This window comes from Nonomuraea sp. CA-143628 (genome assembly GCF_050942315.1).
GTDB lineage: Bacteria > Actinomycetota > Actinomycetes > Streptosporangiales > Streptosporangiaceae > Nonomuraea.
On the sequence record NZ_CP192072.1, the window covers coordinates 11908619 to 11933122 of the forward strand.

Genomic DNA, 24504 nt, shown 5'->3' on the forward strand with positions numbered 1-24504 from the left:
GGTGGATGGCCGGAGCACACGAATACAGGGGCGAGCCGGAGCGGACGCCGGCTCAGTTGATCCTGGGATTTCTGGACGCACGCGACATCTCGGTGCCCGAGGAGGCTCGGGCCCGCATCCGCACATGCACGGATCAGAGCCTCCTCGACCGCTGGACCGTCAGGGCCGTGACCGCGCTGAGCGTGGACGAGCTGTTCAGCTGAGCCTGGGCCGCTCTCAGCGGCCCAGTGGCGTTGCCGCCAGGCGGCTTGGGGCGTCGTCGGCTGGGACGAGTTGGCGGCGGGCCTGCACGCCCGCGAGTCCCGCCACCGCGAGCCCGGTCAGCCCGAGCAGCGCGGCGGTCCAGGCCGGAGCCGTGTAGCCGAAGCCCGCGTCGATGGTCAGCCCCGCCACGAACGACCCGATCGCGTTACCCAGGTTGAAGGCCCCGATGTTGGCCGCGGAGGCCAGCGTCGGGGCGCCCGCGGCGGCATCCAGGACCCTGGTCTGCAGCGGCGGCACGGTCGCGAAGGCGGCCACCCCGAACAGGGTGATCGTCACGATGAACGCGACCTGGTTCCCCGCCACCAGCGCGAGGACCACGCCCAGCAGGGTCAGCAGGGCCACCGAGCCGTAGATGCTCGGCATGACCGCGCGGTCGGCGAGCCGGCCGCCGATCAGGTTGCCGACGACGAGCCCCACCCCGAACAGGGCCATGACGACCGGCACGGCGCCGGGAGAGAACCCGCCGACACTCGTCATGATCGGCGAGATGAAGGTGATCACCGCGAACACGGGCGCGAACCCGAACACGGTCATGGCCAGCGCCAGCCATACGCCGCCCTTGCGGAAGGTCGCCAGCTCGCGGAGCATCCCACCGCCCTCGGGCCGCGGTTGGGCGGGCACCAGGGCGAGCACGCCGATCAGCCCGGCGACGCCGATGGCCACCACGACCCAGAACGTCGCCCGCCAGCCGAACGCCTGCCCGATCCAGGTGCCGAGCGGCACTCCGAGCACATTCGCCAGGGTCAAACCGGTGAACATGAGCGCGATGGCACTGGCCCGCTTCTGGGGAGCGACCAGGTCGGCGGCCACCACGGATCCGACGCCGAAGTAGGCGCCGTGCGCGAACGCCGACAGGAATCGGCCGACCATGAGCACGCCGTACGAGGGAGCGAGCGCGGAGAGCAGGTTGCCCACGATGAACAGCACCATCAGCGACAACAGCATGGTCTTGCGGGACAACCGGCCGCCGAGCATGGTCAGTGGCGGCCCGCCGATGGCCACGCCCAGGGCGTACCCGGACACGAGCAGGCCGGCGGCGGGGATCGTGACGGCGAAGTCGGCGGCCAGGTCCGGCAGCAGCCCGTTGATGATGAACTCGGTGGTGCCGATGCCGAAGGCGCTGATCGCGAGGGCGAACAGGGCGAGTGGCATAGAATACTCCTCAGACGACGTTAGTCAGCGTAGACATTATTTGCACACGCCGACTAACCGACCATACAACCTTGTCCGGGAAGGTGTCACATGCCGCTAGCCGATGACGCCGTCGAGGCGCGCGCCCAGGGCTGGCGCACGCTCGCCGCGCTGCACGCCAGGATCGAGGACCGGCTGGAGCGGGCCCTGCAGAAGGAACACGAGCTGAGCGTGAGCGAGTACACCGTGCTCGACGTGCTGGGCCGCCAGGACGGCTGGCACATGCGCATGCAGCAGCTCGCCCGCGCGGTCGTGCTGAGCCAGAGCGCCACGACACGGCTGGTGACGCGGCTGGAGAACCGTGGGCTGCTGTCCCGCTACCTGTGCGAGGACGACCGCAGGGGCATCTACACCGAGGTCACCCCGGCCGGCCGCGAGCTTCTCGCCCAGGCGAGCCCCACGCACGACACCGTGCTCAAAGAGGTGCTGGCGGAGGCGGCGGAGCTGCCGGAGCTCGCCCCGCTCGCCGCCGTCATCGCCTGAGGCGCTGTTTACGGTCGGACGTTGCTCTGTACCTCACCCACCGGCACGTCGCGGGTCGCCCCCACCTCGATCGGCGCGAACTGCACCGGCACCGCGTTGCCCGCCACCGCCACCGTCCACACGGTCGTCACGGTCAGCTGGTAGACCTGGCGCGGCTGGTCGATCGACGAGCGCAGATACTGCACGCCGCAGGTGAACGGGGCCCCCTTGGCGTACGGCTTGCCGGTGGCCCCGCACTGCTCTCGCACCTCGGCCCGGTCCTTGCCGGTGCCCGCGTCGATCTTGATGTTCTGGAGCGTGGCGACCACGGTCGCGCTCATGACGCCGGGCAGCGTCGCGGTCGCCGTACGCCGAGGCTGACCGATGCCTTCGAGCCACACGAACGTCGGCAGATTGACGAAGCTCTTGGCGTCCGGGCTCAGCTTGACCGTCGGCTCGGGCACGGTGATCGCCGCCCGCGCGAGCTCGGCCAATTGCTCGAAGGTGATCCCGGAGGGCGGCGTGTCGTTCGGCGGCACGAAGACGAACAGTTCGAGCCCGGCCCAGCAGGTGGCGCCGTTGGGGTCGGAGGCGTCGTAGGCGGGCGTCCACCAGCGCCCCGGCTTCCCCTTCTTGTCCTTGAACTGCTGGACGAACTTATTGAAACTCTCCTCGTCGGCCTTCACCCTGGCGAACTGGGTCTTCGAGTCCGTCTGGAACTTGAGCATCTCGTCGGCGTCGAGCCCCGGCTCGTACCAGCAGGGCCGTTTGATTCGGTAGCCGTCGCGCTTGCCGCCCTTGCCCACGTCGCCGCTGAACACGACACCGGAGTGCTTGAGCTTGACGAACGCCGTTGTGTCGTGCTGGCCCGTCGTGACCTCCGTGGTGGATCGGGGGGCGGGCGTAGGCGTGGCCAGCAGGAGCGACCCTGCCATGAGCGCCGGGATCAGGGGATTCATCACGTACACCCTTCTTTGTCCTGGCGGAATTCCCTGATCCGCCACACACCGTCGTCGCCGCGATGCGCGAGCACGGTCTGGAGGTAAGGAGCGCGCACCCAGTCGGGCTGGGGCGCGACCGCCTTGCCGGTGGGCGTGGAGACGAGGCGTACGCCCCGCTCGTCCACGCAGGTGTCGACCTGGGCGCCCTTGCCCATGACCGACGTGATCCGCAGTCTGGAGAGACGCGCGACGCCGCGCGCCGACTCCTGCCGGTCGGCGAACCCGCGTACCCATTCGCCGGCCTGCGGAATCACGGACGGCTCGACATGACGCAGGTAGCCGGTGCCGCCGGTGACGACCGCCTTCCACCGCTCCACGTAGTAGTCGGCGAAGAGCCGCTGCAGCACGCTGGCCGACGACCCCTTCTCCACCTTGACCTTCAGCTCGTCGCCGACATCTACCGTCTTGCCCTGGGTGGACGTGGGAGCGGGCGCCGCGGTGGTCTCGCCGGTGACGGGGGTCGCCACGTCGCCAGGGGCGTACGGCCGGTCGGGCGGGCCGCAGCCCGCCGAGAGCAGGAGCGCCAGCATTACCGCCATCCGCCTCATGCCGTCGACTCCCTCACGATGTGGATGCGCCACGACGGCAGCAGCTCGTCGATCAGCGCCTCGGTCTCGGGCGCCATCCCGCCGCCATAGGGGTGGGAGGACGAGCGCCTGGTCAGCCCCTCGACGACCGTCCGAAGCCGCAGCACGTCCCCGGTGGCGTGCGTGGCCCGCAGCAGGTCGCGCCAGAGCCCCTCGTCGTCGGTGGCCAGCAGCAGGGCCGCGCGTACGGCCGCGACCGCGGCGTCCGGCTCGCCGTGCGCCAGCCGCAGCTCGCACAGCCGGTGGGCGGCGTCGGCGACCCCGGCCGCGACGTCGTACTCGAGATCGTCGCCCGCCAGCCACGCGTATCTCCCGAGCGGCCGCCCGCTCAGCAGCGGGCCTCTGACCAGGCCGAGCGCCTTCTCCAGGAGTACGGTCCGGGCCATGGGATCGCCGTGCGAGCGGCGGACCAGCTCGCGGAAGAGCGCCCAGTCGGTGCGTACCGCGGGCCCCAGCCGCAGCCTGCCCGCCTCGTCGACGTGCAGGTGCTCGCGGCCCAGCCAGTCGACGACCCTGGCGATCGTGGCGTCCCTGACCATGGGTTGCACGCCACGCGGCCACAGAACGCCGCCCAGCACGACGGGGTGCACACCGCCGGGATGCGTGGCCAGGTAGACCAGCAGCTCGGTGGCCAGCGCCATCCGCCCCTCTTCGAGCGGGTCGCGGCCGACGATCTCGATGGGGCCGAGCATCCTGATCTCCACCGCGGGCGGCGCCAGCTCCTCCAGCGGCTCCGCCTCGGGCACCGCCTCGCCGTCGAGCTGCTCCGCCGTACGGAAGAGGTCGATCAGCGCCTGGTAGTGGCGGCGCGGCAGCAGTTGCGCGGTCACCTCGAAGCCCAGCTCCGCGATCTTCGCCTTGCCGTCCTCGGTGATCTCCAGCGTCCAGGTGGCGTGCGGCACGTCGCCCGTCACCACGTATCCGGCGGTGTCCTTGCGGGCGAGCAGCGCCAGACGGCGCGCCTCCTCATGGGTGGGGGCCACGGCGGACAGCAGGTAGTGGGCGTCGCGCGGACTGCCGGTGACGCGCCCGGTGAGCACCTCCTGGCGCGGGGCGGCGGTGGCCTCCAGCTCGGGCAGCACCTCGGCCAGGCTGCCCACGGCCCTGATCCGGTCGGGCGCGATCGCCGTCAGCTCGTCACCGAAGCCGACGAGCGTGATGCGCATCCGGTCGGACCAGCGGTTGGTCGCCAGCTCCACCGCCAGCGCCGCGAGCGCGGCCGTGGTCTGCGGGCCGCGGATGTTGATCAGGCCCTGCGCCGCCTCCAGGTCGATCAGCACCCGGCCGCTCTCGTCGGCGCCGAGCGAGACCAGGCCGGGGTACGGGGCGCCGCCGGGCTGCTCCTCCAGCAGGCGGCCCTCGTGCGCGGCCAGCCGCCACACCTGGCCGCCGTCCTGGGCGATCCACGGCGCGGGCGCGTCGCCGTCGGGCGGGTGGATCCACAGGTCGAGGTTGCGTGGCGACAGGTGGGCGGCGTAGACGGTCGGCGGCGTGCGGCCCTGCGTGGCCAGCTCGGCGCCGAGCAGCCTGAGCCCGATGTCGAGGATGCGCGTGCCCGGCGCGTCGGCGCCCAGCCTCAGCGCGACCTCGGCCTTGGCCGCGTCGTCGCGCGGCCGGACGATGCGGCGGCCGAACGCGCGCCGCCACAGCTGCTCGCGCCGCCGCCTGGCCAGCACGACCAGCAGACCGGCCGCGGCCAGCGACGCGGCGGCCAGGTAGTCGGTCAGGTCGACGCCGGGGCTCTGCACGACGGGCTGCTCGGCCCCGGTGGTCTCGTGTCGCGCGTGCGCCGGACCCTGCTTGACGCTGGAGGACTTGCGCGCCTCGTCGGCGACCCGCTGGTGTCCCTCCTTGTGCGACCCCGCCGGGTGCTGCTTCAGCGTCTGGGCCCGCGCCTGGTTCACGGGTACGACGTGCGCGTGGCGCGCGTCGTCGGGCATGTCGAGCACCCAGCCCGGCCTGATCAGGTCGGCCATCCGCAGGCGGGTGCCGTCGGGCTGCTCCTTGTGCTGGTTGAGCCGGTAGATCTCCGGATACCGGCGCCCGTCGCCCAGGCACTTCTCGGCGATCTCCCACAGGCTCTCGTGATGCCGGCCGTGGGGCGGCTGGACCACGTACACCTTCTTGGTGGCCTGCGCCTGCACCGGCTGCTGCTCCACGATCGGCGCGGAGTAGGCGACCGTCGTCATGGGCGGCGCGGTGGGCGGCGGCGCCGCCAGCTTGATGATGGGCACGACCATGGCCCCGGCGGTGAACAGCACCAGCACGGCCGAGACGAGCTTGTTGGCCAGCGCCTGGGACCCGCCCGAAAGCGGCACCCTGGCGGGCATGCCCACCCTGCGTACGCCCGCGTAGACCTCGACGATCACGCACGAGAAGAACTGCAGCCAGGCCAGCCACACGAACAGCACCAGGACGGCCATGATCGTGCTCGGCCCCACGCGGCTGTTGAGCAGGTCGAGATCGAGCAGTTCGGGAGAGATCGGCGGCCCGACGAACGTGAGCAGCGCGTACGGCACACCGCCGACGATCGCCACGAGCACCGCGAGCGCGCCGAGGCCGGCCAGCACGTCGCCCACGCTCCGCCTGGCCGGGATGCGCACGGGCGCCTGCCCGGGCCCGTGCGGCCGGCCCGCTGGACGCGCTGGGTCTCGCGTCGGCATCGCCTCTCCCTTCTCCGTGTTCAGGGTCCTGCGTGGTGGTGTTCTGATCCATCGAGTGAGCGGAATCGGTCTGGCTCACCTGGCCTGCGGCCCGGCCGTGGCCTCGCCCTCCATCTCGGTGCCGGGGAAGCCGATGGCCTGCAGGAAGAAGGCCGTCCACCGCACCTTCACGGAGACGGTCACGCCGTCCTGTCCCTGCGCGACGGTGCATGTGCCCCTGGTCACGTCGGCGCTGCCCGCCGCCGCGATCACCTCGTCGGCCCGGTCGCACACCTGGCCGTCGCCGAGCAGCCGGATCTCGCCCGTCTCGTGGAGGTGGTCGGCGTCGATCTGGTCGGCGCCCGCCCGCGCGGCCTGCTCGGCGACGTCGGCGGCCCGCAGCCGCGCGTTGATCGCCCCGCCGCCGTCGACGAGCAGCCCTGCCAGCAGGAACACCGCCACGGAGAACAGCACGGTGAAGACCGACATCGTCCCGCGGTCGCGGCGGCTCATCCGCCGCTTCTGAAGCGTTCCAGAAGCACCACGGCTCATTCGGTCCTCCTGAACCGTTCCAGAGACAGCGCGGCTCATTCGGTCCTCCTGAATTGCTCCAGGGGCACCACCGAGGTGCCGGTCATCCGCTTGGTGCCGGAGAACCCCAGGAAGCCCAGGTCCAGCTCGCAGGTGACCTCGGCCTGCACCTGGCCGCCCTCCTCCCACTTGGAGCCGGCCAGAGACACCGCCGGACCCTGGCACCGCCCGTCGAGCGCGGCCTTGACGCTCCGGTCGGCCGCGTCGCCCGCGTCGCCGAACGACCGCCGCACCGAGGCGGCCCGCGCCGCGTCCCGTGCCGCGCCGTTGACCTCGCCCTGCGCCTCGACCAGCCGGCCCGCCCCCGCCAGGAACATCAGGAACAGCAGGAAGACGGGCGCCAGCATGACCGTCTCCACGGCCATCGAGCCGCGCTCACGCCACCGGTTCTGGCTCGTCCGCTGCCGGTTCTGGTTCGTCCGCAGCCGGTTCTGGTTCATCCGCAGTCGTCACCCCCGTCGTCCGGGCGGAAGCACTCGACGGGACCGCCCGAAGTGGCCGTGATCGTGAACGTGAGCTCCGGCAGGAGCGGGATGACCTGTACGGCGCTGCCGGTCACGGTGACGAAGCGCTCGTCGGGCTCCTTCTCCGCGGTCGTGACGGCGGCGTTCGAGAGCAGCCGGGGCCCGATGGCCCGGACGATGTCGGTGGCCTTGGTCGAGGCCGCGCCCTCCCAGTCGCCCGAGTCGAAGGGGGCCGACCTGGCCACCCTGGCGCCTTCCTTGGCGGCCGCCTCGGCCACCTGACGGCCGTGGAACCAGAGCGCCACCTGCACGATGAGCAGCACGACCGCCAGGATGACCGGCATCAGCAGGGCGAGCTCGATCACGGAGGCGCCGCGGTCGCGTCGTCCCCTCCATCGCGCTGGGCGGCGCCGCCCCGGAGGCCGGCTTGGTCGCCGAGGTTGCCCGCGCGGGCGCCGGGCACCTGTCACGTGCGCCCGCCGGTCTGGCCGAAGCTGGTTTGGAGGTCGTTCTGCTTCCCCTCGACCAGCTGCTTGATCAGCGTGGCCAGGCCGAGGGCGACGCCGGCGATGATCGCGGAGATGATCACCCACTCGACCGCCGAGGCGCCCCGGCTGGGGGCGTTGCGGGCGCGCTGGATACGCACGCTGAGGCATGCCTGCAGGTAGATGACCCAGGGATGATTCATTAGGACCCCAACATCTTCATAGCGGCGGGATAACTGAGAAAGATCACGAAGCCCGCGCAGAGCAGCAACTGGGCGACGAGCATCGACTGGGAGCGCTCACCGGCGCGGCCCTCGATCTCGGCCAGCTCGCGGCGGCGCAGCGTGGCGGCCCTCGCGGTCAGGGAGGCACGGACCTTGGCGCCGTCGTCGGCGACCAGGCCGAGCGCGGCGGACAGGTCGCGCAGCTCGTCGACGTTGATCTCCTCGCCGAGCTGGCCGAGCGCCTGCCAGGGGGTGATGCCGACGATCCTGGCGCCGGCCAGCGCCTCGCGGATGCGCGACATCGCCCAGTTGGGCTGGTCACCGCTGACCGAGACCGCCATCATCAGCGCCTCGGGCACGCCACGGCCGCCCGCGAGGTTCATCGAGACCAGGTCGAGGAAGGCGCCGACGACGTGCCGGAAGTCGCGCCGCTTGGCCGCCGCGTCACGCCGTACCTGAACGTCGGGCAGGAAGAAGAAGACCAGCGACACGAGTACGGCCGACCAGAACGGGATGGTCAGGGATGTGCCCCACTCCATCAGCACCAGCCAGCCGAGCAGCACCGGGAACGCCAGCAGCCCGGCCGACGCGAGCAGCGCCTTCGTGGCCAGGTAGCCCTCGAACGACCGCCCGACCAGCGCCAGGTCGGCCTTGACCGACCGGACCTCCCACCCCCGCGCGTGGTAGAGGCGGGCCAGCCGGACGCCCAGGCCGCGGCGGAAGGCGGAGACCTCCTCGTCGGGCAGGGCGAGCTGGATGCGCGGCGCGTCGGCGTCCTCGCGGACGGCCTCGATCGCCAGCAGCCGCGACACGAGACCGGGGCGGGCCGGGAACAGCGCCCGGAGCAGCAGGAACAGGCCGAGGCCCAGCACACAGCCGGCCAGCACACCCTCAACCATGACCGCCCCCTTTATCCATTGCCGCCCGATCCGTGACCGCCCTATCCATGACCGCCCTATCCATGACCGTCTCCTACGAGCAGGCGGGTGGGCTTGTCGAACCGGGCCAGCCGCCGCATCCAGGCGAATCCGGCGCCGAACAGCCCCGCCACGACCGCCAGCACGGCCTGACCGAGGAGGCCGTGGTATTCGCTGACGTAGGAGGGGTTGAAGACGACGAGCAGCCCGGCGAAGACCAGCGCGGTGATCACCACGATCTGGACGCTGCGCCTGGTGGCCCGGCGTTCGGCCTCGACGCGGCGACGCATGTCGAGCTCCTCGCGGGCGGACACCGCCAGCGCCCCGAGCACGTCGCGCAGGCCGGGGCCGCGCAGCTTGGAGTTGAGTATCAGCGCGGCCACCACCAGGTCGGCCGAGGGGTCGTCGAGCTCGTCGGCGAAGAGCGCGAGCGCCTCCGGCAGCGCCATGCGGGTGTGCAGGCGGTCGACCAGGGCGCGCAGGTGCGGTTTGAGCGTGGGCGCGGCGGCCCTGATCGACGACGGGATGGCCTGTTCGAGCCCGGCCGCGCCGGCGATCGTGTCACGCAGCGACTCCGTCCAGGCGGCCAGCCCTTCGAGGCGGCGCATCGCGGCTCGTTCCTCGGCGGCGCCGCCCGACAGGCCGCGCCAGGCGAACACCAGCAGCACCGTGCCCACCGCCGCGACCACCCAGCCGGTCACGACCAGCACCAGGGTGGCGGCCACCGCGGCGATCGCGGTGCGGGTGGTGAGCGTCTTGAGCAGTTCGCGCTTGGGGCGGGCGGGGCGGGCGCGCATGCCGTACAGGGAGAGGATGAACAGGAACAGTCCGCCGCCGACGAGCGCGCCGGCCAGCAGGGCGAGGGGATCGAGGTCGATCACAGCCAGCCTCCGGGGTTGTATCCGTGGGCGGCGAGCTCCTCCAGGCAGGAGACGGGGGCGTGGGGCATGGCCGTGCCGTCGGGGCCCGGGATGAACACCTCGCTCGACAGGACGCGGCCGTCGCAGCCGTTGACCTCGCGGATGCTGGAGACGTAGCGCCGCAACGTGCCGCCGCGGCTGTAGTCGTTGCGCTTCTCGACGAAGACCACGAAGTCGATCGCGCCCGCGATGAGCATGTGGGTGGCGTCGATCGGCAGCCGCTCGCGGGCCTGAAGGGCGTAGGTGGAGATGCGGTTGAACACCTCCATGCTGGAGTTGGCGTGGATGGTGGACAGGGAGCCGTCGTTGCCCTGGGTCATGGCGTTGAGCATCGTGACGATCTCGTCGCCGAGCACCTCGCCGACGATCACCCGGCTGGGGTTCATCCGGAGCGATCTCCTGACCAGCTCGGCCATGCTGATCTCGCCTTGGCCCTCGGAGTTGGGCAGGCGCTGCTCGAAGGCGACGACGTTGGGATGGAGCTCGGGGAACTGGTCGAGGCCGAGCTCCAGGGCGCGTTCGACGGTGATCAGGCGCTCGTGCGGCTGGATCTCGTTGGCCAGGGCCCTGAGCAGGGTCGTCTTACCGGCGTTCGTGGAGCCGGCGATCATGATGTTCTTGCGGGCGCCGACCACCGCGCTGAGGAACCTGCCCACCTCCGGGCTCAGCGTGCCGTTGCCCACGAGGTCCGACATGAACACCTTGCCCAGACGGGCGCGGCGGATCGAGACGGCCGGCCTGAGCGTGACATCCATGACGGCGCTCAGCCGCGAGCCGTCGGGCAGGCGCAGGTCGAGCTGCGGATTGGCGGTGTCGAACGGCCTGCTCGACAGCCCCGAGTAGGCCGCCAGGATCTGGATCAGCTCGACGAGCTCGTCGTCGGTCTCGGCGACCGGCTCCCGCATGAGCTCCTGGCCGTCGGCGTAGCTGACGAAGACGCGGTCGCAGCCGTTGATGTCGATGTTCTCGACCTCGGTGTCGTCGAGCAGCGGCTGGAGGCGGCCCACCCCGAACAGCGCGGCGTGGATCCCGGCCGCCAGCGCCTCCTCCTCCTCGACCGTGGGAGGAGTGCGGCCCAGGCCGATCTCGCTGCGCGCGTGCTCCTCCAGGACCTGGGAGATCAGCGCCCTGGCGAACTGGCGCTCGTCTTCGCCGGTCATCGAGACCAGGCCGTTGACCTGGTCGAGGCGGCGCTGGTGGGCCAGGCGGTCGCCGACTTCTTGGCGGAAGCGCTTGACCAGGGAGTGATCGATCACGGGCTGCTCACTTTCGCGAGGAGGCGTGTCGTACTCCCGGTTGTACGTAGCGGACCGCTCGCGAGGTTGAATGCCATGCCGAAATTCATAGGTTGCTCACCAGCCGTCCCGCGAGATCGCGCGCCGTACGGATGAGCAGACAGCGGTCGAGGCGCCCGCCCCACTGGCCGCGCAGCAGCTCAGCGCCCTTGGGATCGTGGGCGAGGCCGTGGACGAACTTGACGCTCGGACCGACGATCCTGCGTACGTCGTCGATCGAGGAACGGTAGTTGCGCGGGTCGGCGATCACGGCGACGCCGTGGGCCTTGGTGATGGACAGGCGTTCGCGCAGGTGGGCTACGTGGTCGAGAGTGGCCCTGGTGAGCAGCACGACCTGCTCGGCCTGCGCCATCAGGTCGCCGAGCTGCGGGTGGCCGCCGAGCCGGCCGCAGTCGGCGATCACGTCGGCGTTGGGGATGGCGGCCAGCGCCCTGCCCAGCGGACCCCACAGCCAGGTGAGCCCGGCCGCCTGCTCGCCGTGGGTGAGCCCGGCCAGCACGTCGAGGCCGCCGACGATCTTCTGGGTGTGCTGGTGGATCTGCGCGGGCTCCAGGCCGCGCCGGGCGGTCGCGGCCAGCGTGAGCAGGCCCTTGCCGGGGTTGAGCACGCCGCCGTCGGCCGCGGGCAGCCGGTAGGCGAGATCGCCGCCCGCGGGGTCGCATTCGGCGAGGAGCACGGGACGCGGCCACACCGCCGCGAGGGCCGTCGCGGCAGTGGTCACACCAGGCGCGCCCTTGTCGGCGGCCAGTACGATCAGCGCCACGTCAACTTACTCCGGGCAGGTCGGCCACGGCGATCTCACCGCTGGAGGCGTATTGGACGATGGTCTTCGCCGCCGGTGCGTCGACGATCACGGTGATCAGGATGGATCCGCCGGCTCTGCCGCCGTCGCTGACGCTCTCGACGAGGGCGCTCTGTGCGAGTACGCGGCTTTCCGCCTGGTCGGTGCGGCCGGGAACGTACACGACCTGGACCCGATGGCTTCTTTCCAGGCCCGCCGGGAACTGTCCAGGTTTCAGGGAGAGGCCCACTTTGGCCTTGCCGGGCACCAGCTCGCTGCTGGCTCTGACGCCCATGTTGTGGGTCAGCAGGGTGCCGGGCACGATCGTGACGGCCGCGAAGCTCTTGATCACCTCGAACCTCTGTGACCAGGAGACGTAGTCGAGACCGGTGTTGGCGATCTGCACCTCTTCGAGCGCGGCCGGGGTGAACTGCTGGCCGGCGCCGATCTGCTGGGTGACCCTGATCGCGGAGACGCGGTCGCCGCTGCGCAGCACGAGCAGCGTCGTGGCGAGCGCGCCGCCGAGGATCAGGAGCACGGCGAGAGCGGCCAGGGCGGGTTTGCGTTCGCGGGGTGGCACGGGGAGCTTGCGCGAGGCAGGGCCGGACAACCCCGCCGTGTTGACGGCAGGCTTTTCACTGGTCCTCATGGGTGGGGGGCTCCCATTGTGAATTGTCGAATTCACGCCATTATGTGCACCCGCCGGTGGGGGCGGGGCTGGAATGCGAGGAACCATGCTCGTTTCGCAGGTGGCATGGTGTCAACAAGAAATAATCAATGCCTATTGTTTACAGTGAGTTGACCTGGGTGGTTTTTCGGGATAAGCGCGGCAATGGTGGGACAGAGCGGAGTTATTGGCTCACCTTGAGCTCGCTGACGTGCGCCGATCCCCTGTGTCCCTTTTTTCACACCATCCCCTCCCTTAACAACGCCATGGCGACTGGGCCCCTAAATGGGCGGCCAAATCTGTCACTTTCCACAGGCCGTAATTACCGTCCGCGGTTATCCACAGGTCGGCCCATCCATGCCATTGCCGACAACCACGGGACCTACCCTTTGTTCTGGCGTTACCTTTGCGCCCAGGCCCGATCGAGGAGACGGCACATGCGGATCATGCTCACCGTGCTCGGCGAGCAAGGCGATCGTGACGTTGTGATCGAGGGTGACAACGGCGCCACGGTGGCGAGGGTGAGTGAGGCCCTCAGCGGTCAGGCGCCGCTGGCCGAGGTCGTCCGCCTGCCCAGGGCGCGAGCTCCCTACGGCATGTCGGCGACCGAGCCCGGCGCCCGTCCTTCGGCGCGGCACACCCGGCCCGGCGGATCGCCCGACTCCGGCCGGTTCGACGTTCCCCATCCACCTGACGTCCCGGGCGCCCGCAGCCCTGATGGGCGTGGCGTCGGCGGACACTCTGGCCCGCGTGACATCGGCGGCGTGTCCAATCTTGGTCCGGGTGACGTCGGCGGCTCGTCCATCCCGGATCGGGGCGAGGGGATCGGCCGGTCTCGTGACGGGTTCGGCCGGGCGGGCGAGGGGATCGGCCGGGCGGGTGCCGTGCTCTGGCGCAACGGGCGGCCGCTCGACCCGCGCGCCATGGCCGGGGCGGTGCTGCGCGACGGCGACAAAGTAACCCTCGACGCCCATCTCGCCCGAGCCACGATCATCGAGGAGCCCGGCGGCGTGGCCGAGGTGCGGGTGGTGGGCGGCCCGGCCGCGGGCGCCGTTCACCGCCTGGGCCTGGGCGTGCACGTCATCGGATCCGACCCGATGTGCGCGATGACCGTCGCCGACCCGTCCCTCGCCCCCGAGGCCGCCATCCTGCGCGTGACCCCCGACGCGATCACGGTCGAGCCGGCCCGGAGCCGGGCGCCCCAGCAGGCGCAGCGACTCAAGCTCAAGGGCCGGTGGGCCGACGAGGTCGCCGAGCTCACCGCCCGGGTCGCCGAGCGCGAGGCGGCGGAGGCGGAGCCCGTCCACTACGAGCCGCCCGAGCTGGCCGCCCGGCCACTCACCGAAGCCGTCGACTGGGCCGAGCACACGCTGCTGACCTGCGGCTCCTCGGTGTTCACGCTGACCGCGATCGAGCCGCAGGACGCGCACCTGGCGCCTCTCCCGGAGGGCGGCGTCGCCTACAACCGGCCGCCGCGGCTGCGCAGGCCGGAGCCCGAGCGCACCTTCGAACGCCCCCTGGAGCCCACCCGCGCCGAGGGGATGCGCCTGCAGTTGCTGGCCGCGCTCCTGCCCGCGGTGATGGGTGTCACGCTGGCCTACGTCATGCGCCAGCCCTATTACCTGCTCATCGCCCTGATGACCCCCCTCATCATGATCGGGCAGTGGTGGAGCGACCGCCGCCACGGCAAGAAGCAGCACCGGAAGGCCGCCAAGAAATACAAGGAGCGCCTGGAGGCGTACGAGCTGGCGGTCGAGCAGGCCAGGGCCGAGGACGAGCTGATCCGCCGATCCGACGCGCCCGACCCGGCGCAGGTGCTGCTCACCGCCACCGGCCCGCGCCGACGGCTGTGGGAGCGCCGCATCCACGATCCCGACGCGCTGCGGCTCAGGGTCGGGCTGGCCGACCTGCCGGCCAACCTGGAATTGTCCGAGGAGAAGGGCGGCGCGATCTCCCCGCCGATCTGCCGGTCCGTACCGGTGGCCCTGGCCATGCGCAGGCTCGGCGTGGCCGGCGTCACCGGCCCGCGCGACACCGCGACCGGTCTGGCCGGCTGGCTGATCGGTCAGGCGGCGACCCTGCACAGCCCTCGCGACCTGGCCATCGTGGTCCTGTCCGCGCACGCCGACGGCGAGCACCGCTGGGGCTGGGTCCGCTGGCTGCCGCACTGCGCCCCGCGCGGCGGCGAGGACTGCGTGGCCCTGGTCGGCACCGACCCGGAGTCCGCCGCTCACCGCGTCGCCGAACTGGCCGCCCTCATCGACGAACGCCAGAACACCGCCATCCCCGAGCTCGGCAAGATCCCCACCGGCTGGGACGACCTGGGCGGCCCTGAGACACCGGCTCTGACCTCCTATGACGTACGCCCCTACGACGTCCTGGTCGTGCTCGACGGCGCCCAGGTCCTGCGTGGCCTGCCCGGCATGCCGCAGATCCTGCGCCAGGGCCCCCGCTCGGGCGTCTTCACCCTCGCCATCGACGACGACCAGCGCCTGCTCCCCGAGGAGTGCGCCACCGTCGCCGCATGCGCCGCCGACGGTCAGGTGCGCCTCCTCGGCGGCGGCCTGGAGGTCATCGGCCCGGTTCTGGCCGACCTGGTCTCGCCGTCGTGGTGCGACCGCGTGGCCAGGGCGCTCGGCCCGATCCGCGACGTGAGCAGGGACGATCCGGCCGGCCACCTCCCCGAGGCGGTCCGCCTCCTCGACCTCCTGCGCCTGCCCGCCCCCTCCGGCCACGACCTCGCCACCCGCTGGCACGGTCACGGCTCCACGAAGGCGGTCATCGGCATCGGCCCCGACGGCCCGTTCTCCGTCGACCTGCGGGTGGACGGTCCGCACGGCCTGATCGCCGGCACCACGGGCGCGGGCAAGTCGGAGCTGCTGCAGACGCTCATCTGCTCGCTGGCGGTGGCCAACCGGCCGGACCAGCTGACGTTCGTGCTGGTCGACTACAAGGGCGGGGCCGCGTTCAAGGAGTGTGTACGACTGCCGCACACGGTCGGCATGGTCAGCGACCTCGACGGCCACCTGACACAGCGGGCCCTCGACTCCCTGGCCGCCGAGATCCGGCGCCGCGAACGCCTGCTGCTGGCCGCGGGCGCCAAGGACATCGACGACTACACCGGAGAGCCGCTGCCCCGGCTGGTGCTGATCATCGACGAGTTCGCCGCCCTGGTGGCCGAGCTGCCCGACTTCGTCAACGGCCTGGTCGACATCGCCCGCAGGGGCCGTTCGCTCGGCATCCACCTGATCCTGGCCACCCAGCGGCCGGCGGGCGTGGTCACGGCCGACATCCAGGCCAACACCTCGCTGCGGATCGCGCTACGGGTCACCGAACCCGCCGAATCCTCCGACGTCATCGACCTGCCGGACGCGGCGCACATCTCCAAGTCGACGCCCGGCCGGTGTTACGTGAAGTCAGGGGTGGGGGCGGCGGCGGCCGTACAGACGGCCAGGGTGGGCGGGCGCAGCCCGGTGGCAAGCGCCTCGCTCAGAGCCGACCCGACGGGCGCGGGCGCGACACTCGGTCCGAGTGCGATGCTCGGCCCGGGCACGACGCTCGGCCCAGGTTCGACCGTCGGCCCGGGTTCGACCCTCGGCCCGGGCCGCTTGACGGCCGGAGGCGGCTTGGCGGGCGCGGGCGGCCTGACGGGTGGCGGTCTGACGGGCGGAGGTGGCTTGCCGGGCGCGGGCAGCCTGGCAGGCTCCGGTGCGGGCGGCCTGGCCGGTGCGAGCAGCCTGGCAGGCTACGGTGCGGGCGGCTTGGCCGGCGCGGGCGGCTTGGCCGGCGCGGGCGGTCAGCTGCGGGTGGTCGACGTGGACTGGCGCTCCTTGGGCAGGGCGCTGCCGCCGCTCCCGGAGCCGCCCGAAGGGTCGACGATCACCGACCTGACCGTCCTCGCCGACGCGCTCATCGAGGCCGCGCGCCTGACCGGCGTACCGGAGCAACCAAGCCCTTGGCTGGAGCCGCTGCCCTCGGCCGTGACCCTCGACGAGGTCACCGCTGCCTTGGCGACCGGGCCGCTTGCCGGGTCCCCGGCCTTCTCCAGATCGGCGACCTCCGCCACGTCGCGGACATCCACCGGCCCAGGGCCGTTCACCGAATCGGAGACGTACACCGGAGCTGAGGCGTACATCGGATCGGGGACATTCGCCGAAGTCGGTCCGCTGGCCTTCGGGATGATCGATCGGCCCTGGGCACAGGATCGGCGCCCGCTCGCGCTGGACCTGGCCCAAGGCGGCCATCTGCTCATCGCGGGCGCGGCCCGCAGCGGCAGGTCCACGGCGCTACGGACGATCGCGGGCGCCATCGCCGCACAAGCCTCCCCTGCCGATGTCCACCTGCACGCCATCGACTGCGGATCGGGCGCGCTGCTCCCGCTGATGGCCATGCCGCACTGTGGCGCGGTCGTCACCCGCGACCAACTCGACCGCGTCGAACGCCTGCTGTCCCGCCTCCGCGCCGAGGTGGGCCGCCGCCAGCAACTGCTCGCCGAGGCCGGACACGCCTCACTGGCGGAATACCGCCAGGCGGGCCACCGTCTCCCCTGGCTGGTGCTCATGGTCGACCGCTGGGAGGGCTACGTGGCGGCCTTCGAGGGCTACGACTACGGCCGCCTCACGGAGTCGCTCCTGCAACTCCTCAGAGAGGGTCCGGCGGTGGGGCTGCGGGCGGTGGTGACGGGTGACCGTTCGTGCCTGCTCGGCCAGGTCTCCACGGTCTTCGACGACCGCCTTCTCCTCCGCCTGGCGGACCCGGCCGACTACGGGCTGGCCGGGCTGCCGATGAAGGGCCTGCCCGCGTCGATGCCCGCCGGCCGCGCCCTCTCGATCGGCGAACACGGCATCATCGAGAGCCAGATCGCCCTCCTGACCCACGACCCGTCGGGCCCAGCCCAGGTAGCCGCCCTCCAGTCCCTCGCCCGCGCCGCGGCCCCGCTCCGCAGCGTCCCGACGTACGCGTCCACGGCGGCACCCGGGAGAGCCACCCCCCAGCCCACTGCGACCCCCTCTGCGACATCTGCGACAAACCACCGCGAAGCCCTGGTGGGTGCCCCAGACGACCCATCAGGCGGCACGCCGAGGGAGATGTCGAGCAGCGCGGCCTCTGCACACGGCGACCTACCGGAAGGGGTCCCGGGCATGGGCGAAAGGGGTCGGTCGACTCGGCTGGGACGCGGCGCGTGGCTCTGGGAGGGCGAGCCCCCGCTTCGGGTCGACGCGCTTCCCATGCGCATCACCGCCGGCCAGGCCATGGACCTGGAACCGAACTTCACCCATCCCTCGCCGCTGTGGGCCCTGATCGGCGCAGGCGGCGACGCCCTGGCTCCGATGGGCCTGGACCTCCTCGCCCACGGCCCCGGCGCCGTCGTCGCCGGGCCGGCCCGCTCCGGTCGCTCCTCGGTGCTGGTCACGGCCGCCAGATCGCTCATCTCGTACGACACGCCGGTCATCGCCATCGCTCCCCGGCGTAGCCCGCTACGTACGCTGGAAGGCGCCCTCGCCATCCTCGGCGGCGACGGAGCGGGCCTGCAGGAGCTGCTCGCCGACCGCGATCGTTATGTGGTGATCGTGGACGACGCCGAGCTGATCAACCCGGACTCCCCCCTCGGGACGGTCCTGGAAGAGGTCCTCCGATCAGGCCGAGACGGAGACCATGGCCTCATCATCGCGGGCGCGACAGGCGACCTGGCGACGGCCTACCGCGGTTTCGTCGCCGAAACCCGCAAGTCGCGCACCGGCGTACTCCTGTCGGTGCAGAGCCCGGCCGACGGCGACCTGTTCACGGTCCGCCTGCCGCGCGGCGCCGTCGGAGGCCCACCGGGACGCGGCCTGCTGATCACCATGGGCAACACGACTCCCATCCAAGCTGCCATCTCGGACACCGGCCCGCCGTAGAACCAGCCGGACCGGACACCAGCCCACCGCAGAACCAAACTGACCAGACCTCGGCGATCCGGCAGGGCACCGCCTCCACCGAGGTCCTGCCGCGTCGCTTCACCGGTAAGACCACCTGGCCCGGCCCGCTTGGCGATGTATGAGGTCGGCTACGCCCAGCGCACCAGTTTTTGGCTCAGCGACTGCGGGCTCGAGATCTTCAGCACGGGCCGAATCGGGCTGAACGTGGTGGAGAACTATGACGGCGTCAACGACGTTGCGCGAGGCCTCAGCGCGGGCTGCTGCGCGGTCGGGGAATCACCAGCTTGTCCCCCTCAGTTCGCGGGCGCGGTCGTCAACCCCGAGCGTCCGCCGCGGGCAGAAGCAGGAGCTTGCCGTGGGCGTGACCGGTCACACTGATGTCGAGGGCCGTACGCCACTGGTCGAGAGGGAAGGTCCGCGAGACCGGCACAGTGAACCTGCCTTCGGCAGCCAGCCGTGCGAACTCCGCGAAGGAGCCGAAGCGCTCTTCGTCGGTAAAGGTCGTTGGGTCCTCATGAAAGGTGTCGCGCACACCCAGCCCAGGTGCGGCGGTCAGGTCGGAGCAGGTGAGGACGCGCTGCGGGTCACCCCCGGCGATCCGCACGAGGTCGGGCAGCACACCGTTCGCGGGGGCGGTGTCGAAGACAAGATCAACCGGGCCCTCGCTGACAGCCTTGACCCGCTCCGTAAGGCCGTCGCCGTAAGTGGTCACGGCGGCTCCGAGGTCTCTCAGCCGCCCGGCATATGTCTCTCCGGCGGTGGCGATCACCCGCATGCCGCGGATCAGGGCGATCTGCACAGCCGCGTAGCCGACGGTGGTTCCGGCCCCGTTGATCAGTATGGTGCTGCCCGCGGCCAGGCCAAGCCGTGCGAGGTGCCAGTGGGCGGTGCTCAGTGCCATGGGAAGCGTGGCGGCCTGGGTGAGATCCAGTCCTTCGGGGACGGCGAACCAGTGGTCCATGATGGCCTGGTCTGCCGCGCCGGCGCTGGGCTGGCCAGCGTAGTCGGCGGTACCGAATACCAGATCGCCGACCGTGACGTCCGTGACCTCCTCGCCGACAGCCTCGACCGTACCTGAGACGTCGCATCCGATGCCCCGGGGGAGATGTCCGGGGAACAGCCCCCGGCACAGGGCCCAGTCGGCGGGCGCGAGCCCGCACGCGTGCACGGCGACGCGGATGCGGCCGGGGCCCGGCTCGGGTATAGGCGCGGTCTCCAGACGCAGGACATCGGCGGGTTCGCCGTACTCGTGGAAGCGCACCGTGCGCATGGAGTCGGTCGCTGCGGTGTGGTCAACCATGGTTGTTCTCCAGAAGTGGCTTGGTTCCAGGTGGGAGCGCAGTGGCTGCTTGCGCAGTCGCGGTGAATCGCGTGGTGTTCCTCGGGGCGGAGCGTTCGCCGACCGCCATGTCTAGGGGCAGCCGACGTAGTCGGACACTTCGACTTCGCATAACCGGAACGCGTTCCGCTTCCCTCAGCGCCTATACTAGCCCGATGACCGACAAAGTGGAACGCGCTCCGATTAGCCATGACCTCTGACTCGTCTCCACCTGTCCACCAGCAACTCCGCGCCGACGCGGCGCGCAACCGCGAGAGCGTGCTCGCCGCGGCCACCCGCGTGTTCGCCGCCGCGGACGCTGAGCCGTCCATGCGGGAAATAGCCCGCCGGGCCGGCGTTGGGGTAGCTACGCTCTACCGCCACTTCCCCACTAGGGAGGCGCTTGTCGACGCGGTCTACCAGGACCAGGTGGTACGACTGAGCACCGGCGCGCGCACCCTGCTCGAAGCACACCCGCCCGCCCGGGCACTGCGCTTGTGGATGGACCTGTTCGCCGACTGGTTGGCCACCAAGCACGGGATGACCGACACGCTGCTCGCCATGGTCGACACCGGGGAGATCTCCCTCGCCCATAGCCGCCGCGAGCTCTTGTCCGCCATCACCACCATCCTCGACGCCGGGGCCGCTGCCGACGAGATCCGCACCGACACCAGCGCCGAGGACATCGCCACCGCTCTCCTCGGCATCCTCGCCGCCTGCGACAAACGCGGACACCGCGCCCAGGCGCAGCGGCTCCTCGATCTCCTGATGGACGGGCTCAAGCCCCAACCCGCCTCCTGAACGGAAACCCGCTCGCGCCAATCCTCTTCAGGTCCGGTCCGCGAAGAACGAGCTCTCGGGCGCCGCCGCTCCCGCCGCCCCCAAGCGGAACACCACCCCCGCTCACGTGAAGTCCAGAAGGGTACGCAGAGCTACGTCGCGTCCGGCCGCGACGGCCCGAACGGCGAGCCCACCTTGGCCATCACGGGCGCCCCTCCCCACACAACCCGTTACTCGCACCCATCGCCACCCCCTGCTCGCGCGTACATAGCGACGCCCCCCTTGCCGACAAGCCGGTTCGGGATCGATGAGGTCCCGCAGAGCAGGGTGGTTGCTCACCGGCTCAGCCCTGTTCGCCCACGTAGGAAACACACAACGAGATCGTCGATCCACCACTGGGCGGGACGCCATCTCAGGATCTGCGAGGGGCGATGCGGAGGCCGAAGCGAGGGTTATATTGCACTGATCTGTCCAAAACGTGCTACCTTCGCAGTATGGCGCGACCGAGGGAGTTTGAGGAGGAGCGGGCGATCGAGGCGGCCATGCGAGCGTTCTGGAGCGCGGGCTACGAAGGGACCTCGACCCAGGACCTGTGTGAGGCCACCGGACTGGGGCGGAGCAGCATCTACAACACGTTCAAGAGCAAGCATGATCTGTTCGACAAGGCCCTGCGGCGCTACATGGACAGCAAGACCGCCTGGCTGATGGAGTTGCTCGAAGGCGATCTTCCGGTTCGGGAGAAGGTGCGGACTCTGTTGTGGCAGGCCGTCGATGTTGAGGCCGTCGATCCGGTCGGGTGCCTGGTGGTCAACTCGCTGGTGGAGTTGGCGCCGCGAGATCCGGAGGTGGCCGAGCAGCTTCGGCGAGACGGTGAGCGGCGGCTGGCGGCGCTCCGGGCGGCGTTTGAGCTCGGACAGAGCCGGGGCGAGTTGCCAGCCGGCAAGGATCCGATCGCGTTGGCGCATTTCGTGGTCGCGGCGATCAGTGGCATGCGGGTGATGGCGCGCGGGGGTTCGGATCGGGCGGCACTGGAGTCGGTCGCGAAGACCACGCTCGACGCACTCCTCTGACGCCCGGATCGCTCCACCTGAGCAGCTGGCACCCCGGACACGCCCCACGCGAGCAGCTTGACGCGGCTGCGCGCGAGCAGCCTGGTGTGACCCCACGCGAAAAAGTCCCACGCGAAAAAGTCCCACGCGGGAAGCCCCACGCGGGAAGCTCACGCGGGAAGCCCGGTGCGGCCCACACGGTCAGTCCGGTGCGATCCCGCGCGGGCAGTCCCACGCGGGAAGTCCCACGCGGGCGGCTCTACGCGGGCGGCTCTGCGCGGCGCCCATGCGAGCAGGCCGGCGCGGCTGCGCGCGAGCACGCTGGACAGGGTCCACCGCTCCAGACGAGCACGCGTCGTTTCGCGTCTTTTGATTTTGCACTGTTCTATCCAAAACTAGGAGGAGTTCCCATGCCATTGGCTGTGTACATCCTTGGGTTGTCGATCTTCGCCCAGGGCACTTCCGAGCTCTTGCTCGCCGGGCTGTTGCCCGAAATGGCAGCCGACCTGGGAGTATCCGTCCCCCAGGCGGGGTTGCTGATCTCCGGGTTCGCGCTCGGGATGCTGGTGGGGTCGCCGGTGCTGGCCGTGGTGACCTTGCGGTGGCCGCGTCGTACGGCGTTGCTGACGTTTCTGGCGATCTTTGCCCTTACGCATGTCGTAGGGGCGGTGACGCCGAGCTATGGGGTGCTGTTCGGGACGCGGGTGGTGGGAGCGTTCGTGTACGCGGGCTTCTGGGCGGTGGCGGCGGTGACAGCCGTGGGGCTCGTTCCGGAGGGGGCGCGAGGCAAGGCCATGAGCATCGTGGCGGGCGGACTGACCGTGGCCACCATCGTGGGACTGCCCGCGGGGACGGTCATCGGGCAGCAGTTCGGGTGGCGGGCGGCGTTCTGGGCGGTCACGGTGCTGTCGGGCCTGGCGGCGGTAGGAGTGGTGGCCACCATTCCCGGCGGGCGGCCCGAGTCGGGGAGCGTGCCGCAACTGGGGCAGGAGCTACGGAACATGGTCAACTCGCGACTCTGGCTCTCGTACGGGACGACGGCGCTGGCGACCGGCGCGGTGCTGGTCACGTTCAGCTATCTCGGCGCGATGCTCATCGACACCACCGGACTGGCGGCGGGGTGGGTTCCTGCGGTGCTGGCGTTGTACGGGGTGGGGTCGCTGATCGGCATCGGCCTGGGTGGGCGTCATGCTGACGCGCGGCCTTTTGCGACGCTGTACGTGGGTGTAGCAGGAGTTGTTGTTATCTCGGCAGGTTTGGCAGCGTTCGCCGGGATACCGGGGGTGGCCATCGGGCTGATCTTCCTGCTGGGGGCGTTCGGGTTTTCCACGAATCCGGCCTTGAACACGCGGGTGTTCACGGTGGGCAAGGATGCTCCGACGCTGGCCGCGGCCACCAACTTCTCGGCGTTCAACGTCGGGATCACCGTGGGGCCGTGGGCGGGCGGGCTGGCGATCGGGGCGGGGTTCGGGTATCCGGTGGTGGCCTGGATCGGGGCCGGGCTTGGGGTCGCCGCGCTCGGGACCGTGGGGTTGTCCGCTGTACTGGACAAGAGGCTGATGCGTATGCGTGACCTGGCCGTCCCCGAAGCTGTCAGCAGATGCGGTCGGTGACTACGCCGTCGGTCTCGCCGCCCCAAACGTCGTCGTCCTCGGTCAACCAGGTGCTGCACCCATCCGACTGGTCGGCTCCCGGACTGGGGCTGGACATGGGCATGAACGGCATACCCATCCCGTTCCCACCGGTGCCTGCCTTGGGCATGCCCGTGGTGTTCGACAGGCCCGAGACCATGCTGCCGCCACCCCCGGCACTCGTGAGTGGGCCGGATGAAGGAGAGGAGGAGTTCGGGGAGCTCGGGACGTTGGTGTTGGGGCTGGTGCTTGTGGGGCTGGAGTTGGGAGTGGGGGTGTTGGTCGGATTCCAGTCCGAAGGGCGCTGGAAGTCCTCCAGTTTGGTGGGGGTGGAGGTGGCCACGCCCTTGGTGGGGTCGGTCAGGCCGGACGTGGAGTCCGTCATGCCCTTCGTCGGGTCTGTCATGCCCTTGGCGGGGTCCGTGACGCTGCCCGTCGGGACATTCGCACCCTTTGTCGGATCCGTCGCCCCCGGGTTCGTGGTGCCCTTGGTCGGGTCTGTGGTGCCGTTGGGGTCGGGGGTCTGCGTGTCGGTCGGGTACTTGGGCGTGGTGGGGGTATCGATGCCGTTCCGGTTCGAGCCGTCGATGCCGCCCGTGCCATTGTTGTCACCGGTGCCGGTGTAGCCGCCCGGGCTGTTGTAGCCGTCTCCCAATCCGCGCCTGCCGCCGGGGTTGGAGAAGTCAGTGTTCAGGGGCGTGACAGGAGGGGCTACGCCGGCGGGGTCCTTGATGTCCGGGATCTCTTTGTGGAAGGAGTCCGGCAGTTGCTGGTAGGTCAGCGTAAGGTCGTCGTTCAGCAGGCGCAGGTGCTGGCCGGCGAGTTCGTCCTGGGAGCCCCATTCGACGCCTTTGTTCATGGTGCGATACCAGCCGGGGCTGGAGTCGTCGAAGGTGAAGGTGTTGTCGCTCCAGGCCAAGCCCGACTTGTCCATGAACTCCTGATGCTCGACGAGCCTGTCACCGAGTGACTGCAGCGGGCGGCCCATCCAGTTGAGCTTGTCCGACAGCTCGCGGATCGTCGCGTGCAGCACCCGGAGGGCCTCCTGCGCCTCGACCGACGTCTTGCCCTCCCAGCACTTGGCCATCTCGACGTTGATCTGCTCGATGACCTTCTGGGCGCCGGCCAGGGTCGAGCAGGCGTCGAGGTAGGCGTTGCCCGCCTGCTTGACGGCCGTCGGATCCAGGGACTTGACGAAGTTCTTGACCTCGGCGACGCTCCTGCCGTCGTCGTCTACCTCAAGAGGCGGACACGACGTCTTGATCATGTGCGTCTTCTTCTGGATCTTGAGCTTCTTGTCCTCGGCCATGAAAGCCC

Annotated in this window: 21 protein-coding genes; 6 read left to right on the forward strand and 15 right to left on the reverse strand. The window is 70.7% G+C overall.

The features are described from left to right. Positions 1–5 precede the first annotated feature (5 nt). A complete protein-coding gene (locus ACQP2T_RS53725) occupies positions 6–203 on the forward strand; it encodes a hypothetical protein (protein WP_357948808.1) in 198 nt (65 codons plus the stop codon). 13 nt (positions 204–216) lie between these two features. On the opposite strand, the gene ACQP2T_RS53730 is transcribed toward ACQP2T_RS53725, so the two are convergent. Then, entirely contained in the window at positions 217–1416 is a 1200-nt protein-coding gene (locus tag ACQP2T_RS53730; protein ID WP_433512507.1) for an MFS transporter, read from the reverse strand. Between the two features lie 90 nt (positions 1417–1506). Here ACQP2T_RS53730 and ACQP2T_RS53735 point away from each other — a divergent pair, with 90 nt between their 5' ends. Further along, on the forward strand, positions 1507–1938 hold the full coding sequence (locus ACQP2T_RS53735; RefSeq protein ID WP_433512508.1) for a MarR family winged helix-turn-helix transcriptional regulator: 432 nt from the start codon (positions 1507–1509) through the stop codon (positions 1936–1938). An 8-nt stretch (positions 1939–1946) separates the two neighbouring features. Here the strand turns inward: ACQP2T_RS53735 and ACQP2T_RS53740 are convergent, their stop codons facing one another. From ACQP2T_RS53740 to ACQP2T_RS53795, 12 genes are all read right to left on the reverse strand, one after another. Then, positions 1947–2876, reverse strand: coding sequence for a hypothetical protein (locus tag ACQP2T_RS53740; protein ID WP_433512509.1), 930 nt, complete (start codon positions 2874–2876; stop codon positions 1947–1949). Continuing rightward, positions 2876–3466 (reverse strand): hypothetical protein, encoded by a 591-nt coding sequence (locus ACQP2T_RS53745; RefSeq protein WP_433512510.1) that lies wholly within the window; start codon positions 3464–3466, stop codon positions 2876–2878. Before ACQP2T_RS53745 ends, ACQP2T_RS53740 begins: the two co-directional genes overlap by 1 nt. Beyond that, positions 3463–6168 (reverse strand): BTAD domain-containing putative transcriptional regulator, encoded by a 2706-nt coding sequence (locus ACQP2T_RS53750; protein WP_433512511.1) that lies wholly within the window; start codon positions 6166–6168, stop codon positions 3463–3465. The genes ACQP2T_RS53745 and ACQP2T_RS53750 overlap by 4 nt, the downstream gene beginning before the upstream one ends. A 75-nt stretch (positions 6169–6243) precedes the next feature. Next, positions 6244–6660, reverse strand: coding sequence for a flp pilus-assembly TadE/G-like family protein (locus tag ACQP2T_RS53755; RefSeq protein WP_363992974.1), 417 nt, complete (start codon positions 6658–6660; stop codon positions 6244–6246). A gap of 74 nt (positions 6661–6734) precedes the next feature. Continuing rightward, positions 6735–7178 (reverse strand): TadE family protein, encoded by a 444-nt coding sequence (locus ACQP2T_RS53760; RefSeq protein ID WP_433512512.1) that lies wholly within the window; start codon positions 7176–7178, stop codon positions 6735–6737. Then, positions 7175–7567: a TadE/TadG family type IV pilus assembly protein gene (locus tag ACQP2T_RS53765; protein WP_358548533.1), complete on the reverse strand. Its 393-nt coding sequence runs from the start codon at positions 7565–7567 to the stop codon at positions 7175–7177. The genes ACQP2T_RS53760 and ACQP2T_RS53765 overlap by 4 nt, the downstream gene beginning before the upstream one ends. Before the next feature lie 101 nt (positions 7568–7668). After that, the gene (locus tag ACQP2T_RS53770) at positions 7669–7890 is read right to left on the reverse strand and encodes a Flp family type IVb pilin (protein ID WP_358548536.1); all 222 of its coding nucleotides are present in this window, start codon (positions 7888–7890) and stop codon (positions 7669–7671) included. After that, a complete protein-coding gene (locus tag ACQP2T_RS53775) occupies positions 7890–8810 on the reverse strand; it encodes a type II secretion system F family protein (RefSeq protein WP_358548539.1) in 921 nt (306 codons plus the stop codon). The genes ACQP2T_RS53770 and ACQP2T_RS53775 overlap by 1 nt, the downstream gene beginning before the upstream one ends. A 56-nt stretch (positions 8811–8866) precedes the next feature. Beyond that, positions 8867–9709: a type II secretion system F family protein gene (locus tag ACQP2T_RS53780; RefSeq protein WP_433512513.1), complete on the reverse strand. Its 843-nt coding sequence runs from the start codon at positions 9707–9709 to the stop codon at positions 8867–8869. Further along, positions 9706–11004, reverse strand: a complete 1299-nt coding sequence (locus ACQP2T_RS53785) for a CpaF family protein (protein ID WP_433512514.1) — start codon at positions 11002–11004, stop codon at positions 9706–9708. The genes ACQP2T_RS53780 and ACQP2T_RS53785 overlap by 4 nt, the downstream gene beginning before the upstream one ends. 85 nt (positions 11005–11089) lie before the next feature. Then, positions 11090–11806 (reverse strand): hypothetical protein, encoded by a 717-nt coding sequence (locus ACQP2T_RS53790; protein WP_357948777.1) that lies wholly within the window; start codon positions 11804–11806, stop codon positions 11090–11092. A gap of 1 nt (position 11807) precedes the next feature. Continuing rightward, a complete protein-coding gene (locus ACQP2T_RS53795; protein ID WP_433512515.1) occupies positions 11808–12473 on the reverse strand; it encodes a hypothetical protein in 666 nt (221 codons plus the stop codon). A gap of 455 nt (positions 12474–12928) precedes the next feature. Between ACQP2T_RS53795 and ACQP2T_RS53800 the strand changes: the two genes are divergently transcribed. Then, complete coding sequence (locus ACQP2T_RS53800) at positions 12929–18388, forward strand: FtsK/SpoIIIE domain-containing protein (protein ID WP_433512516.1); 5460 nt, start codon at positions 12929–12931, stop codon at positions 18386–18388. A 334-nt stretch (positions 18389–18722) separates the two neighbouring features. On the opposite strand, the gene ACQP2T_RS53805 is transcribed toward ACQP2T_RS53800, so the two are convergent. Beyond that, complete coding sequence (locus ACQP2T_RS53805; protein WP_433512517.1) at positions 18723–19709, reverse strand: NADP-dependent oxidoreductase; 987 nt, start codon at positions 19707–19709, stop codon at positions 18723–18725. 228 nt (positions 19710–19937) lie between these two features. Between ACQP2T_RS53805 and ACQP2T_RS53810 the strand changes: the two genes are divergently transcribed. The 3 genes from ACQP2T_RS53810 to ACQP2T_RS53820 all read left to right on the forward strand — a co-directional run bounded on the left by ACQP2T_RS53810 (position 19938) and on the right by ACQP2T_RS53820 (position 23169). Then, positions 19938–20528, forward strand: coding sequence for a TetR/AcrR family transcriptional regulator (locus ACQP2T_RS53810; RefSeq protein WP_433512518.1), 591 nt, complete (start codon positions 19938–19940; stop codon positions 20526–20528). A gap of 473 nt (positions 20529–21001) precedes the next feature. Next, positions 21002–21577 (forward strand): TetR/AcrR family transcriptional regulator, encoded by a 576-nt coding sequence (locus ACQP2T_RS53815; protein ID WP_433512519.1) that lies wholly within the window; start codon positions 21002–21004, stop codon positions 21575–21577. A 389-nt stretch (positions 21578–21966) separates the two neighbouring features. Further along, a complete protein-coding gene (locus tag ACQP2T_RS53820) occupies positions 21967–23169 on the forward strand; it encodes a Cmx/CmrA family chloramphenicol efflux MFS transporter (RefSeq protein ID WP_433512520.1) in 1203 nt (400 codons plus the stop codon). Here ACQP2T_RS53820 and ACQP2T_RS53825 read toward each other — a convergent pair. Next, a complete protein-coding gene (locus ACQP2T_RS53825; RefSeq protein ID WP_433512521.1) occupies positions 23150–24496 on the reverse strand; it encodes a hypothetical protein in 1347 nt (448 codons plus the stop codon). The genes ACQP2T_RS53820 and ACQP2T_RS53825 overlap by 20 nt on opposite strands. Between the last annotated feature and the right edge of the window lie 8 nt (positions 24497–24504).